Here is a 15684-nt window from a genome sequence, read left to right on the forward strand (position 1 = left end):
CACTCATCCTTTCCGTGTCCAACTGAATAAACCCACCAATGTATCATTGTAAAAAGAGTCTATATCACGACTTCATCTTAGATTCATAAAAACTTCATCTTCTTAAAGATACTGATAATCATTATCAGGTGTCAACTGTTAATTTTATTAGGTTCCTTCGCTGGATGGAAAATCTAAAAAAGACGCCCGCAGGCGTCTTTCCTGGATGAGCTCATGATCTCGAAAAATCCCATGAAATCACTGGCCCGAAACCGGGACGGCATCATAGTATTCTTCCAACGTAATGCCGCGTTTGCCGATGTCGGCCGCGATTTCTTTCCCTACATAACGCAGGTGCCATGGCTCATATTTGTAGCCGGTAATGTCTTCCTTCCCTTTCGGATAACGAATGATAAAGCCGTATTCGGTGGCATGATCCGCCAGCCAGGCCGCTTCCTTCGTGTCACCGAAGCAGCTTTCCGCTGCGCATTTGCCATCGCTGCCTGATACGTCGATCGCCAGACCCGTCTCATGCTCGCTGTGGCCCGGAACCGCGCTGTACGTCTTCGCGACTTCCTCGCCGTCCTTCTCCACGTAACGGTTAAACAGCGCCGTTTGGGTCTTATGTGAACGGTACGCCGACACGCCGGCCAGATAGATACCGTCTTTCTCGGCTCCAGCGAACAGCTCCTCGAGCGCCTTTGCCGCCTCTTTGCGCATCATGCGTTTTTCGATTTTTTCTTTGAATGTAAACCGGACGTCGGGATAGACCAGATCCTTCGGCTCGTAATCCTCCGGTAAAGCAAATTGCTTGTTGATCAGCACCGCCACGCTGTACGGATCCCCCATCGCTGCGCGGTCCCCTCCGCTGCTGTCGCTGGAACCGTCAGGGGCCTGTGCCGAATCGCTGGAATCCCCGTTCCCGGTAATGCCGCCGTTTGCTGCGTTATTGCCTTCCGTAGCTTGGTCGTCCATGGTGTCGGTGTCGTTGGCGGCATTGTCCCCCGCACCGTTATTTGCGCCGGCGGCCGTGTTCGTGCTGTTCTGTGCCGGTGTCTGCGGAGCGTCGGCCGCTTGTTTGCCGCAGCCTGCGATTAATACCGCTGTTAACAACAGCGCCATCGCCGCAGTCACCACGCCTTTCTTGCTGTTCATCCTGGTTCCTCCCTGTGGCGGTGCCTGGATTGACGTTTCTCAGGCACCTGTTGTGTATTCTACTATCCTTTTAACGTTAACGGATGGAGTGCGTAAGAAGTTACATGGAAATTCGAGGGCGCCGGCTACCGCCCCCGGCGCCCTCGCCCTCCGCCGCGGCCGCTCTGCCCGCGGCGGCCCGGCCCACGGCGGCCCGGCCCTGGCGCGCGCGAGGCGCCCCCGGCGGCGCCGCTCTTCTCATATCGCTGCCGCTCCAGCTTGCGGCCGATGCCCCGCTCGATCAGGCGCAGCGCCTCCATATCCTTCGGCGCGGCGAACGTCACGGCCACGCCCTTCTCCCCGGCGCGGCCCGTCCGCCCGATGCGGTGGATGTAGCTGTCCACATCGTGCGGAATGTCGTAGTTGAAGACGTGGGTGACCCCTTCCACGTCGATCCCGCGCGCCGCGACGTCCGTCGCGACCAGCAGCTCCAGCTTCGCGCTGCGGAACGCGCGCATCACCTGCTCGCGCTTCGCCTGCGATAAGTCGCCGTGCAGTTCGTCCGACTGGAAGCCCGCGACCTGCAGCGCTTCATTCAGCGTGCTGGCCCGGCGCTTCGTGCGGCAGAAGATCACGGCCAGATAGGGACGCTGGCTGCGGATCGACTCGATCAGCGCGCTCTGCTTGGTGCGGTCCGTGCATTCCACCAGGATCTGCCGGATGCTGTCCAGCGTCACGCGCGAGGTTTCGGCGATCTGGATGTCGCGCGGCTTGTCCATATATGTTTTTGCCAAGCGCTTCACATTGCCCGGCATCGTTGCCGAGAACAACATCGTTTGGCGGCTGCGCGGAACGAGTGACAGAATCTCCTCCACCTCAGCCAAAAAGCCCATATGCAGCATCTGATCCGCTTCATCGAGCACCAAGTAGCGAACGGCGCCCAGCGTCAGCGAGCCCCGCCGCAAATGATCCAGCAGCCGGCCCGGCGTGCCGATGACCAGCTGTGCACCATTTTTCAGCTTGCGCAGCTGCCGCTCCACGTCCTGACCGCCGTAGGCAGCCAGGACGGAGAGGCCTTCCATCGCCTCCGCCAGCTTGCGGGCCTCCGCAGTAATTTGAATCGCCAGCTCCCGCGTCGGGGTAATGATCAGCGCCTGCGCCTCAGGGCGCTCCGGGCGGATCTTCTCCAAAATAGGCAGCAGAAACGCCAGCGTCTTGCCCGTGCCGGTCTGCGCCTGCACGATCGCGTCCTCGCCCGACTGCAGCACAGGGATCGCTGCCGCCTGCACCGGCGTCGGGTTCACGATGCCTTGTCCCTGCAGCTTGCGAACCAGGAGGGGCGATACATTTAAACTCTCAAAAGTTGTCAACAGGTTTCACCTCATCTTCTTCAGCTTCCCTATTGTAACACATCCTTAGAACCTTCCCGACCGGAAGATCGAGTAAAGCAGCCACAAGAACATCAGCGTCGCGACCACAAAGCCGATTTCGATTGCCGGAATGTTCCAAAGCAAAGTCGGCATCCGCGAAAGGGAAGAGCCGATGATGAGGCCAACCATAATGATGCTGAAGGCCAGCAATACGATGCTAAACGACAAGCGATTGCTGATCTGGTCCAGCTTACGGAGCAGCTGCTCCATCTCCGGTACGTTCATATCCATCTTCAGCTTGCCGCGAGCTAGTGCGCTCGACAGATTGCGGATCTGCTGCGGAAGATCCACAAGCGAATCCGCCAGCTCGTAAGCTTCGTCAAACAGCTTCTTGCCAAGCCGGCGCGCGGCATATTTCTCACGCATCAGCTTGCGCCCGAAAGGCTCCGCTAAATCCAGAATGCGAAGGTCCGGGTCGAGCGCCAACGCCACCCCTTCGACGGTGAGCAGCGCTTTGCCCAGCAGCAAGAGGTCAGCGGGCAGCACGACGTGATGCTTCTGGGCCGTTGCAAACAGATCCTGTAACGCCTGACCGATCTGGATCTCTGCGAACGGGATATCATAGTAGCGCTCACGAAGCCGATCCAGGTCCATGCGCAGTCCGGCCGTATCGGCATCGTCTCCGACAAGGCCCATGCGCAGAATCGCCCGCACCATCCCCTCCGTGCTGCGCCGCATCAAGGCGATCACCAGCGAGGACAGATGATCCTTCATCTCCTCGCTAAGCCGCCCCACCATACCGAAGTCGATGAAGGCGAGCTCCCCTTTGCTGGTCACCAGCAGGTTGCCGGGATGGGGGTCCGCATGGAAAAAGCCCCCCTCAAAGATTTGCCTAAGCAGCGCATTCACCAGCCGCTCCGCCAGATCCCTACGGTCGTACCCCAGCGCATCAATCGCCAGCAGACGGTTGAGATGCTGCCCCTCCACGAATTCCATCGTTAACACGCGGGAGGTCGTGAGTGGCCAATGGACCGCCGGGATATATATTCCTTCATCCGCCTTGAATTGCCGGCGAATCCGCTCCATGTTCCGGCCCTCGAAGCCGTAATCCAGCTCCGCGCGGATCGAGCGGGCGAACTCTTCGACCATTTGGGGAATTTGATACCGGGATACCCAGGACCAGCGTTTGTTCGCCAGCGTCGTCAGATGCTGCAGGATGTCGAGATCCATCTCGATCACCGGGGCGATGCCGGGCCGCTGGATTTTGATTGCGACCGGCTCTCCTGTTATGAGGCGGGCCCGATGCACCTGGCCAATCGAAGCTGCCGCGAGCGGCGTCTCGTCGAAGCTCTGGAACAGCCCTGCCAGCGTCTGTTCCAGCTCCGCTTCCAAAATGGCGCGAGCCTCCTCCGCCGGAAACGGCGGCACCTGGTCCTGCAGCTTGACGAGCTCTTGGATGATCGCCTCCGGCAGCAAATCCGAGCGCGTGCTGGCCAATTGGCCGACCTTCACGAAAGTCGGGCCCAGCTCCTCCAGCACGAGCCGAATTCGCTCGGCCAAGGTCCGCGAACCGCGCTCGCCGGTGTGCTGCGGCCGCGAAGGCAACCGGATCAGCCGGGCCAAGCCGATCTCCTCGGCCAAATAGCCAAAGCCATGGCGCCCAAGCGCCATGGCGATTTCACGATAACGGCCGGTATGTCGAACGAAGCTGCTCATTGCTTTAAGGCTGCTGCAGCTCGGCGAGCTGAATTTCCAGCTCCGCTACCCGCCGTGTCAACTCCTCTACCTCTTTTGCCGTGGCCAAGCCCATGTTCTGCAACGCGGACCGAACCTGCTCATTCACCAGCTCTTTGAACTTGCTTTGCTCTTCGCTGCCGCGTTCAATCAGCTTCTCCACCAGCTGTTTTGATTCGGAAGGGGCCAGCTCTCCGCGTTTTACCAAATCATCGACGATGCTTTCGATCTTCTCCTTGCTCATGATCGTCAAACCCCAACCCAGCGAAATCGCTTTTTTCAGTAAATCGCTCATTGCCCATCATCCTTTCATTTGAGGTTTGTAGTACCTATACCTATCATTACCCAATTTAGGCTCGTTGTTCATCTCCGCCGCTTGGGGCTGCAAAGAGCGGTTCGGCTTCACCCGCATAATAACGGGCCAACTCAACCATCATGCTGCCCATCCGTTCTTCCTTGGGAGCCAGCACCCGGGGCACCCCGGCTTCGTATAGACCGGCTGCCGTCACTTTGCCCACAGCCACCGCTAATACCGGGCCTTTCAGCACCTCCAGCAAAGCGTCAAGTTGCCCTTGACGCTCCGCGTGCTCCATCAGAAAGCGCACCTGCGGTCCGCTTGTAAACGTCACAGCATCAATTTCCCCGGCCAAAATATCGCTCAACAACTTCTCTAACTCCGCTTCGGGAGGCGCAATATGCTTGTAGGGCAGCAACTGGCGGCAGCTCGCCCCTTGCTCCTCTAACCAAGCGACCAGGCGGGGCGCCGGATCACCGTGCAGCTGCAACAACACGCTCGCTCCGCGCAATTCATGTTGCGCTAACCCGCGAATGAGGCCTTCCGTACTGCCGTCATCGTCGCGGACGATCGGGGTTAGCCCCCGTTTTTTCAGAGCGTTAACCGTCTTGTAGCCCCGAGCGGCAATGTTCTCCTCTCGAAGGCGCTCCAACAATTGATCGGCGACGCCCATATCCTGGGCCATATCGAACAGCGCATCCAACCCCATCCCCGTCGTAAAAATCGACCAATCCGGCGGATGCTCCACCCAATCGACAATACCGCTTCGCAACGCCTGATCGTCGAGCAACACGGTTCCCTGTGCCGGACGGTACAGCGGGATACCTCCCATGTTCTCAACCAGCTTGCCTAGTTCCTCTGCCCGACGGGGCCCGGTCAACGCAACTCTTTTCCCTTCCAGTCTCCGTGCCATCGTATACCTCCCAGGTTTATCCTATTAACTACCTTCAGCTTATACGACGGAGAAAGCGAAGTAAATTGCCATTTCGGCGATCGGCCGTTAGCCTGCCTTCGGTTCCGGTTTATTTCGGCGTGGTCGCAGCACCGCAAAGAACAGGATCGGAAAGACAAGGTAAAAGATGAAGCCGATCAACGGAAGCACGAAGTTAAAGTGAAAGAGCTGCAGCGCATTTTTAAAGAACCAGACGGAGCAGGCAAAGGCCAGCGCGCCGGCGGGAGCTGTCATCAGCCGGCCGGACAGCTTGGGGACGACGATTTGCAAGGTGTAACACAGCACATAGAGATCGAATGCGATCTTACTCAAGGCCGTCGGATACCAGAAACCCAAAAGCAGCAAATCGAAGCGGTCGATAAAATCGGTGATCTGAATTTGACGGATCATCTCGTAACTGGGGTGAATCAATCTTTCGACCAAAGGGATCCCCAAAACCATCTGCGTTATCAGCAACAGTACCACCATCAAGACGGTGCCTATGACCAAGCTGACGTAGCCTGCAATTGCCTTGTAGTATTTACCGGAAATCACGAGCGGAAGCACCAGAATTTCAGCCTGATAGGGGAAGACATACCAGGTTCCCTCCATAATCCCAGACCAATCCGGTGAGAAATAAGGTACTAAGTATGTGAAGTTTAGATCACGCATCAATACCAAAACACCAATAAACATGGAGGCGATAAAAATCGGTATGTAAATTTCGCTGAGTCCCAAAAAGGCCCGAATGCCTCCCTGACAGATGTAAACCGCCGTTGCGGTCACCATCAATCCGAGAATCGGGACCGGCGTCCGATTGAGCAGCACGGTATTGGTGAAATCCGAGATAATTCGGATGTCTCTTGCACATATAAACAGCAGAAACAAGAGGTAGATGACCAGCAGGGCCCTGCCGAAAACAGGAAACCTGCCGGCCATCGCCTGCAACAAATTGCGATCAGAGAATCGCTTCAGCGTCGTGGAGACCAACCACAACGACACAAGGCAAATCAGCCCGCTCATTATATAGCTGATGACGGCGTGCTGGTGAGCCGCTTGAGTCGCTAAAGTGTACGTATGCAGATACGATATCGATCCGATGTACAGGACCCCAAGCAGAGTGATTTGCCGTTTGGTAATTTTCATGACAGGCACACTCCTCCATGTTCGGTAGGGTTATCAATGATGATGATCAAACGGTACCAGCGGCTGTAACACCCGTCCCAGCCACTCTGTGGGATAGAAGACTTGGGAGGACCATGTCACATAGATCAGGATCCCGAAGGAAGCGGCCATCACCGAATAAAACGCCCAGCGGCTCAGCGCCCCTCCTTCCCGGAGTGCCTCCCGGTCCCGCCAGCAGTTGAAAGCAATCAACAACAACAATCCAATGTAGGAACTAGTCATTCTTGAGAAGCTCCTCCTTTATTCCCAGCGAGTCGATTAATTCGCCGCTATTCTCCAGATGAACCTTTGTCCGGACACGGACCTCGACTTCCGGCAGCAGGTCATGCCAGCGGTGTTTCATTTTGTTCCATTCGGCAGGGTACTTGCTGTTCAGGGCGGTGCTAAATCCATAAATATCCGATCGATGCTTTTGAAACGTTTCTTTAATGACCGACTGGATCTCCTGATCCAGAAACGTATTGGCATGCTTCTCCAGCGATAACATCATCGTGTGTTCGAAACTTTGCCGGGTCACATTTTCCAAGATCAACCCGGTCGCCTCGATCTCCAAGTCAAACGAGATGCTCCCATCCTCCAGATGAGGATGGATTTTCCTGTGGATTTGATTTAATACGATCGTCGCCGATTCTTGCGGATGATGTTCACCCATCACGACCGTGAATTTGGGATTCAGCGCCTGCCCCATCGCGATCAGCGCCATAGGCGCTTGCTTATCAGTTAAATAACCCGACAGCCTGTCGTCGTGAAATACGCCTAATCCATCCAGCCTGACCAGGCTTTGGCCATTCCCGACCTTCTCGGGAACACTGGGCGTCGTCACCATGACCGGAATTGCGAAATCTCTTCCTTCGGTTAGCAGCGCATTGGCCATGCTTTGGATAGAGATCGGGTCCTGCATGGCCGACTTGGCCAGCTCGCGGATCATTTCCGAAGGGGATTGCTCGATCGGGGCCTCAACGTCCAGCAATTTATATCCTGGCCCGCGGCTAAGCACAACGTAGGTCGTTAGCCGATTTTGCGGAAACCGAGCCAAGACGTCGATAGACCCGGCAATTCCCGATTTGGCGAACTCCTCTCCAATAATCGTCACCCTCCGGTGAGAGAAGTTGATCACCCGCGATAAACTGTCTTGCAACTTTTCATTCGCCTGGAATGGCGTTGGCGCCGTTTGGGAAACCATCAGGTAGGTTTTGCTGCCGGTCGTTCCGCCCCCGCCCCCTTGGGTGCCAGCACCCCCGAGCGAACTGGGCAAGGCGATTTGCGCGGTCGAACGAATTTGGCCTTCATCCAAATCCGTTGAAGTCGCCAGAACAAAGGCAACATCGTTCACTTCGACGCGATCCCAGCAGCCCGTCAGCAGGCAGGGAAGCAGGACGAACACGCTAATCGCCCGAACCCGGGCAAAGCTTGCTTTCACGAACGTTCACCATCCTTCATTGGAATCACTCCCCAATGGACGGGATTTTCCGATTCGACGAACGTTCCCTCGGGTTGCGTCCGAAGGCCGCTCCTTCATCTTCCAGATCGGCACCCTGCTGAAAATATCCTTCATATCTCTTGCCTCATACGGGGCTACCCCCTTCATGTAAGGCACGCCAAACGACTTTAACTGCGTTAGATGGACGACGATCCAAATCGCACCGATCACGATGCCAAATAATCCGAAGGCGCTGGCCAGCAGCATGATCGGAAAACGCAGCATCCGAACCGTCACCGCAAGACTAAAACGGGGAATCGTGAAGGAAGCGATCCCGGTCAGCGAGACGACGATAACCATCGGTGCGGACACGATGCCGGCCTGGACTGCAGCTTGCCCAATCACCAGCGCCCCCAGGATGCTGACCGCTTGCCCAACCGTTTTGGGCAGACGGATGCCGGCCTCCCGCAGCGCTTCAAAGGAGATTTCCATAATAAAGGCCTCCACCAACGCGGGGAAAGGAATCGCTTCCCGGGAAGCAGCGATGCTTAAGATTAAAGTCGAAGGCAGCATATCCTGATGGAAGGTCGTGACCGCGATATACAAGCTGGGCAGAAACAGGGCAAGAAACAAGAAAAAGATGCGAATCCAGCGAATCATATTGCTGATGAAAAAGCGTTCGTAATAATCCTCGCTGGCCTGCAGAAGCTGCCATAACGTCACAGGAGCAATCAGCACAAACGGCGTGCCGTCCACAAAAATGGCGATCCTCCCCTCCAGCAGCTGCGCAGCAACGGAGTCTGGCCGTTCGGAATATTGCATCTGCGGAAACGGCGAGGAAGGATTATCCTCAATCCATTCCTCGATGTATCCGGATTCCAGAATCCCATCGATATCGATGCTCTCGAGCCGGTCCTTTACATCAGCAATCAGCGATTCCTCGGCCACACCTTCGATATAGGCGATCGCGACGTCCGTCTTTGTCATCGAACCGATCACCATATCGATTAATTTCAGCTTTTCCGATTTGATTTTGAACCGGATTAAGGCGGTATTGATCCTTAGCGACTCCGTGAAGCCTTCACGCGGACCGCGGATCACCGCTTCCGTCTGCGGCTCCTGAACGCTCCGGCGCGAACCGCCCTTGACGCTGAACAGCAGCACCTCGTCCATGCCTTCAACAAAAATAGCAACGTTTGCCGTCAATACTCCGTTTATCACCGTCGGCCAGTCGGTAGCAGCCTGCGTTTGGCTTAACGAGATTCTCGTGAACGATAACGGATAGATGTCCCCGTTTGCGTGCGGGTGCTTGGCCAATCCCTCGATCAACGGACGCAGCATATGCTGCTGAACGTCCTCAACTTTAGCTATCCCTTCAATGTATACCAGCAAACCGCGGATATCCTCGGTGAGCTGAATCTCGCGGTAGATGACGTCGGAACAGTCCTGGAATACGTTTTTCACTTGCTTGATATTTTCCGCCAAATCTCGGCTGATTTTGTTCTCTTGTTTTCGTTCCTTGGTCTTCATGGGAACACTCCTTGCCGGTCCGCCGATTCATGGTGATATGATGTAGAATGTACCATTTTGGAAAATCTATGTAGACAAAAAAAGCCCTCCGGCGGTAAACCGGAGAGCAATGCAGTGGATGAATCAGGATTTCCGATCCATCTGGAACTTGTCCACTTTTACTTTTAATTGTTCAGCAATTTGAGCCAGTTGGGCGGCAGAGGAGGCAATTTCCTCAACGGAAGCAAGCTGTTCCTCCGCAGCGGCGGAAATCGTCTGGGTTTTGCTGGCGAGTTCCTCGGATATCTGACGATTCCCTTGAATGGTATCTTTTGCCACTTCCGTGCCGATGGCCATCTCTTTGACACTCGCAACGAGGCCTTCCATCTTGTCCGCAGCGCTGCGAACCGCTTTGCGAATCCGCGAGAACGAGCGGCCGGAGGTATCAACGGCAAGAATCCCTTCGTGAACCCCCTGCTTGGCCTCCTCCATGGAGACGACCGCGCGTTCGACTTCCGCCTGCACGCTGCCGATCAGCTCCGCAATTTGCTTGGCCGATTGCTCGGACCCTTCCGCCAGCTTGCGCACCTCCGAAGCAACTACGGCGAATCCCCGGCCTTCCTCACCGGCTCGCGCCGCTTCGATCGATGCGTTTAGCGCCAGCAAGTTCGTCTGCTGAGCAATACCTGTAATCACTTCGATAATCCCGCCGATATTGGCCGTATGCTCGCCTAACGTCTGGATGACTTCTCCCAGCTCATCAACGGTTTGCTGAATTCGTTCCATTTTCTCAACTACGCTTAGCACGGATGAGTTCCCTTCCTCTGCAGCTGCAGTCGTCTTCTCCATCGTCTCGGTAAGGTTAACGATTTGCTCCGACATTTGGCTCGCCTGACGGGACATCTCTCCCATGCCTTGGGCTCCGCCTTCCAGTTCCGACAACTGCCGTTCGCTACCAGCTGCAATCTCCTGGAGGGCACCATTGACTTGCCCGATCGTGTCCACCGTTTGCTTCGCACCCGCTGACAGCCGTTCGGACGTGGTAACGACCTGGTTCGTCGTATCCCGAATGCTGGTGATGATCCCCCGAAGATGGTCTACCATCCGTTGATATTGGTTTGCCATGGCGCCGATCTCATCTGTCCGGTTCAAATAGTCCAAGCGCCGGGTCAAATCCCCTTCACTAATCCGCTTGGCTGTTTCCGTCAAACGTTCCAGCGGGACAGCAATCATTCGAATCAATACGATAGCTGCCAAGACCGCCAGCACAACAGATATGCCCGTAATCAGGTACCAGGTTGGTTCAACCCCGCCGTTTACGACCAACGCTAGAATACAGGGAACCACCGCCAAAAGAATGGGGATCAATAATAGAGCTAACCTAACGCGTTTTTGCATTGACGACCTTCCTTCTCTTACATAATGAATAAGCTTTTATACTAGATTATACTCGTTGCTCCAAGTCTTGAATATAGATGCAAAAAAAGATCAATCCCCCCCCTGGTTGGTGGTACTCTCCTGCCCCGTATGGTCTTTCGCGCGCCTCTTTTGATGATTATCCCTTTCGTTCAGAAATAGGGAGGTTTAGGAAGGGGCTCTTCTAGCCTCCCCTTTGCACCATTATCCCTTTCAATCAGAATGGGGATCGAGAAAGGGGTCCTCTCGCTGCACCTCTTTGCATGATTATCCCTTTTGCTCAGAATTGGTGGAGCTAGGAAGAGGATCTTCTTGCTACCTCTTTGTACCATTATCCCTTTTGTTCAGAATAGAGGACTCTATGATCGGGATGAGACGAGGTTACCCGGTAGCTGATCATTCCTATTTTTACGAAAATAAGATGGCCCATCTGGAATTTTTTGCTTACAAAAAGAACATGTGTTTGGTATAATAGAAGAAAAAAGAACATACGTTCGTGTTTATTGAGTTAGAGGATTTGAATTGGAGGAATCGGACATGGAATTAGGGATGAATACGGATCTTCAACCTATTAGCAGCCGTTTTCAAAGTGAGGCGGACTGCATTGAGGCAATCATCGCTATGAAGTGGCCAAACGGATTTATTTGCCCGCGCTGCGCTTATAGCGAGTGCACCCGCCTGTCCTCCCGACGCCTTCCTTTGTTTGAGTGCGGACGATGCGGCTATCAGGCATCGCCTTTGGTCGGCACGATTTTTGAAAGAACCCATCTGCCCCTTGTGAAGTGGTTTCGAGCCCTCGAATTGTTCCTGCTTCCCGACGGCATCTCGGCGCTGCGGTTGAGTCAGGTCATTGAAGTTACCTACAAGACCGCTTGGCTCATGCTGCACAAAATCCGTCATACCCTCGGCGAATGCGATGCCCGGGAACTGCTCTCTGGAGACGTGAAGGTAAACTGCGATCAGTATGCGTATGATTCGTCGCGTTATCATCCGGCTGCTCAGCCTTATGCCACCGCGGTTGTAGCCGGCTGCACGGTCACGGAATATGGCGAGCCGGAGCGGGTGAAGATCCAGCTGATTTCGCATAAAAGAGGACAACGTGCCGACCGGCATGATCTCGCCGCGTTCATCCATGATCATATTGACGTCCATACCTCCACCGTTCAGTCGTTCCATTTGGCTTATCGGCTGTATTTGCCCTTGCGGAAAGAAGTAAGAGCCACATGGAACTCGCTTAAGCGCACATATATTGCCTTGGGGCTAACACATTTGCAGGCGTATTTGAATGAATACACCGTCCGCCGCCATCTGCGCATGTCCCCTTCCGAGGAAGAAATGCGTCATAATATGCTACAGATGTGCGTATCCATTCCAGCGATCCCTTACCGCCAATTAATCACACGCCATCAGAAGCCATTCTATGCAGCAGCGGCTTAAAATTAAAGTGCTATCGAGATACTAGTGAGATAATAATGAGGTACTAATGAGATACTAGTGAGGTGCTAGCGAGGTGCTAGCGAGGTGCTAATGTGTACTGTAGCTAATGTGGTGCTAAGGGTGCTAATGAGATACTTATGGAGTCTGTCAAGAATTTTGTGTAAACTCGGTTATACAAAGTTTGGTGCTGGACTTGACATGGAGCCTCTGGCGGGCATGACTTCTCGCGATTGGGCGATGCTGGAAAGAAGGCATCGCGAGGCTAGCCAGCCTATCATGCCCGCCCCCTCCATGTCAAGTCCTTTAGAGAACTTGTATACGATCTGGGAAGTGCACCGTGAGTTGCAGCAGGATTTGTCCCCAGTTTTGAACGCGTCCTGTCCACTTTCGAAGCACATCCATTGTCGCAAGATACAGCATTTTGAGCAACGCTTCGTCATTCGGGAAGATGCTTTTTCCCTTCGTGACTTTGCGGAGCTGGCGATGGTAGCTTTCAATCATATTCGTCGTGTAAATCAGTTTGCGTAGTTCTGGCGAGTATTTGAAAAACGTGGCGAGCTCTTCCCAATTGTTCCGCCATGAACGTACGATCAGCGGATACTGCTTGCCCCATACGGCCTCGAATTGATCCAGCTCCTGCAGAGCGGCTTCCTCCGTTGGAGCGGTGTAAATCGGGCGTAATGCGGCGGTAACCTTCTTTAGGTCCTTGTAGGATACGTATTTGATCGAATTGCGTATTTGATGAATAATGCACTTTTGAATCTCCGTCTTCGGGTAGCATGCCGCAATGGCATCGCTAAATCCTTTCAGATTATCCACGCAGATGATCAGAATATCCTGGACGCCGCGGTTTCTCAAATCGGTCAAAACACCCAACCAGAACTTTGCAGATTCATTCTCGCCAATCCAAATGCCGAGTACATCTTTATAGCCTTCCAGGTCAATCCCGATGACCATGTAAGCGGCTTTATTGATAATTTGCCCGTCCTGCTTGACTTTGAAATGAATCGCGTCCATGAAAATGACAGAGTAGACCGGCTGCAGAGGGCGATGCTGCCATTCCTTGATCAGTGGCATGATTTTCGCCGTTACGTTCGAAATGAGGGTCGGCGATACGTCAATGCCGTACAACTGATTCAAATGATCCTGAATGTCTCGCGTGCTCATGCCTTTGGCATACATCGATATGATCTGATCCTCGATGCCGGTGACCTGCGTCTGGTGCTTCTTGACGATCATCGGTTCAAACTCGCCAAGCCGATCCCGCGGGACCTCGATTTCGATTTCGCCGTATTCCGATGTTACGGTTTTAGAACTATGCCCGTTACGGCTGTTACTCGTCTTCTTATTCTTTACATCATGCTTGGCGTAGCCGAGTTCCGTTTCCAGTTCGGCTTCCAGCATTTCTTGAAGAGTCTCAGCAAACAGTTCTTTTAGCGTTTTCTGAACATCTTCGACGGTCTTCAAGTTGTTCTCTTTGATGAACTGACGAAGTTGATCTTTTGGTAGTAGTTTCATGATGTGTTCTCCCTCAACCTTTCGTTCTCTCTCGATTGTAATAGATTTAGGTTTGAGAGTTTACACAAAATATTTTACAGTCCCTACTTATGAGATACTAGTGAGTTACTAATGGCACTAATAGAAGTACTGACATGTCTACTTCCTTCTCTTTCTTCACTCCACCAGCTGACTCAACGGGATAATCATCAAAAGAGGGTGGCAAAGAGACTAGCTTCCCCCTGTCGAAACTATCAGCAACTATCGATTTTCTTGTAAAATCTTACTGCTACTTTCTTGCAATATCTTACTTCTACTTTCTTGCAGCATCTTACTGCTCCTTCGCATGTTGCAACTTTATCTTTCTCCACTGCCTGATGCAACGGGATAATCGTCAAAAGAAGGCGGCGGAGAGACTAGCTCCCCCTATCTCCCTATTAACCAAGAGAAACGGGGACTAGAAAAACCGTCTGTCCGACGACAAACGGTTTTCTTCTGAATTGAGTGTGCTTTAATCCGCCAGCCGATAACCCACGCCGCGGACGGTGGTAATGTAGGTCGGACGCGAGGCATTGTCGCCGAGCTTCTTGCGCAGACTCTTGATATGCACGTCGACGACGTTGCTGCCGCCAAGAAATGTTGTTCCCCATACCTCCGACAGCAGCTCTTCTCGGGACAGCACTGTACCTTCATGTTCCAGCAGCTTGATCAGCAGTTCGAACTCCGTCTTGGTCAGCTCAATTTTGATGCCGCCCCGGTACACTGTCATTTTCTTGCGATCGATCCACAAATCCTTGAAGATCGCCGGGGACGTGCCGGTAAGCAGCCGCGACGACAACGGCCGCGGGCCGCTATTGCGAATAATCCGCTGGGCATGGTACACGATTTCGACCGGGCGGGCTGGCCAAACCAGAAGCTCTTGGTTCCTTAAGGCCGGGTCAAGGTATCCGAGCATCGACTCTCTAACGAGCAACAGCGAGGGGGTGCCGCCGGTTTCCTGTCCCACCAGCGAACGGATCACTGCTGTGTCTATGTTCTCTTGATAGGAGGTCAGATCAAAGATCAGCAGGTCGGCCGCCAAAGCGTTACGAATGCCTTGCTCCAAATGATGGAATACAAGGACATCAAAGCAGCTCTCCGACAACTCGCGCACCAGTTCATGAACCTCGCTCGGAAATGGACTAATCAAAATGACGCGCTGTGTAACCGGGCACGCCACTCTGCCTAGTTCCAAGCCCTCCGGCTCGGCAACTTCAACACCGGAAGGGCGGCGGAAGGGGACCGTATTACCCGAAATTCCGTTTTGCATCACTTCTTCTGCTGACAATTCGGACACACCCCCCCAAATACGACATGTGCATGATGAACATCATATCCCGTTTCCTCAGCCACCGTACGGTTCCATTCCTCCGGCACATGAGACATCACTTCATCCACGCGGCCGCAAACCTCGCACAAGATATGCTGATGATCGTCCAGCTTCGCATCATACCGGCTAGCTGCTTCGCCCAGCTTCAATTCGCGAATCAATTCCTTCTCGGTTAAATACCGCAGTGAGTTGTAAACCGTACCATATGCAAAATTATATCCTTGCTCAACCAGACGGTTCATGACTTCCGCGGCCGTCGGATGGTCCTTGGCGTTGCGAACGACATCATATACCGCTTGGCGTTGGGTCGTTAAATTTAAGGCTTTCATTTATCATCAATCCCTGTAGTTGTTTTTAGATTTAGTATAAGTCTTATTTTATGAAACGTCAATTCCTTTCCCCATTTCC

Annotated in this window: 13 protein-coding genes and 1 pseudogene; 1 reads left to right on the plus strand and 13 read right to left on the minus strand. The window is 53.7% G+C overall.

Features of this window, described 5'->3' with window-relative positions:
* Positions 1 to 237: 237 nt before the first annotated feature.
* The 10 genes and pseudogenes from ACL02P_RS15960 to ACL02P_RS16005 form a co-directional block, all read right to left on the minus strand.
* Positions 238 to 1134, minus strand: a complete 897-nt coding sequence (locus tag ACL02P_RS15960; RefSeq protein WP_009223697.1) for a D-alanyl-D-alanine carboxypeptidase family protein — start codon at positions 1132 to 1134, stop codon at positions 238 to 240.
* A 128-nt stretch (positions 1135 to 1262) separates the two neighbouring features.
* Positions 1263 to 2483, minus strand: a pseudogene (locus tag ACL02P_RS15965) (DEAD/DEAH box helicase); the annotation flags it as partial.
* 45 nt (positions 2484 to 2528) lie between these two features.
* Positions 2529 to 4199, minus strand: coding sequence for an ABC1 kinase family protein (locus ACL02P_RS15970; RefSeq protein ID WP_412837700.1), 1671 nt, complete (start codon positions 4197 to 4199; stop codon positions 2529 to 2531).
* A 4-nt stretch (positions 4200 to 4203) separates the two neighbouring features.
* A complete protein-coding gene (locus ACL02P_RS15975) occupies positions 4204 to 4512 on the minus strand; it encodes a phasin family protein (protein WP_009223694.1) in 309 nt (102 codons plus the stop codon).
* A 55-nt stretch (positions 4513 to 4567) separates the two neighbouring features.
* Complete coding sequence (locus ACL02P_RS15980) at positions 4568 to 5425, minus strand: uroporphyrinogen-III synthase (protein ID WP_009223693.1); 858 nt, start codon at positions 5423 to 5425, stop codon at positions 4568 to 4570.
* 87 nt (positions 5426 to 5512) lie between these two features.
* Positions 5513 to 6589, minus strand: a complete 1077-nt coding sequence (locus ACL02P_RS15985; protein WP_260071042.1) for a GerAB/ArcD/ProY family transporter — start codon at positions 6587 to 6589, stop codon at positions 5513 to 5515.
* Positions 6590 to 6622: 33 nt separating this feature from the next.
* A complete protein-coding gene (locus tag ACL02P_RS15990) occupies positions 6623 to 6850 on the minus strand; it encodes a hypothetical protein (protein WP_009223691.1) in 228 nt (75 codons plus the stop codon).
* Positions 6843 to 8048: a Ger(x)C family spore germination protein gene (locus tag ACL02P_RS15995; protein WP_260071043.1), complete on the minus strand. Its 1206-nt coding sequence runs from the start codon at positions 8046 to 8048 to the stop codon at positions 6843 to 6845. The genes ACL02P_RS15990 and ACL02P_RS15995 overlap by 8 nt, the downstream gene beginning before the upstream one ends.
* Positions 8049 to 8054: 6 nt before the next feature.
* On the minus strand, positions 8055 to 9578 hold the full coding sequence (locus tag ACL02P_RS16000; protein ID WP_260071044.1) for a spore germination protein: 1524 nt from the start codon (positions 9576 to 9578) through the stop codon (positions 8055 to 8057).
* Between the two features lie 123 nt (positions 9579 to 9701).
* Positions 9702 to 10955 (minus strand): methyl-accepting chemotaxis protein, encoded by a 1254-nt coding sequence (locus ACL02P_RS16005; protein WP_412837701.1) that lies wholly within the window; start codon positions 10953 to 10955, stop codon positions 9702 to 9704.
* Between the two features lie 555 nt (positions 10956 to 11510).
* Between ACL02P_RS16005 and ACL02P_RS16010 the strand changes: the two genes are divergently transcribed.
* Complete coding sequence (locus ACL02P_RS16010) at positions 11511 to 12410, plus strand: transposase (RefSeq protein ID WP_412837702.1); 900 nt, start codon at positions 11511 to 11513, stop codon at positions 12408 to 12410.
* Between the two features lie 303 nt (positions 12411 to 12713).
* Here the strand turns inward: ACL02P_RS16010 and ACL02P_RS16015 are convergent, their stop codons facing one another.
* The 3 genes from ACL02P_RS16015 to ACL02P_RS16025 form a co-directional block, all read right to left on the minus strand.
* Positions 12714 to 13928, minus strand: coding sequence for an IS256 family transposase (locus ACL02P_RS16015; protein WP_174351738.1), 1215 nt, complete (start codon positions 13926 to 13928; stop codon positions 12714 to 12716).
* A gap of 490 nt (positions 13929 to 14418) precedes the next feature.
* A complete protein-coding gene (locus ACL02P_RS16020; RefSeq protein ID WP_232282228.1) occupies positions 14419 to 15234 on the minus strand; it encodes a response regulator transcription factor in 816 nt (271 codons plus the stop codon).
* Positions 15216 to 15605, minus strand: coding sequence for a Fur family transcriptional regulator (locus tag ACL02P_RS16025; RefSeq protein WP_009223685.1), 390 nt, complete (start codon positions 15603 to 15605; stop codon positions 15216 to 15218). The genes ACL02P_RS16020 and ACL02P_RS16025 overlap by 19 nt, the downstream gene beginning before the upstream one ends.
* Positions 15606 to 15684 lie beyond the last annotated feature (79 nt).

It is taken from the genome of Paenibacillus sp. MB22_1 (assembly GCF_047200555.1).
GTDB lineage: Bacteria > Bacillota > Bacilli > Paenibacillales > Paenibacillaceae > Fontibacillus > Fontibacillus phoenicis.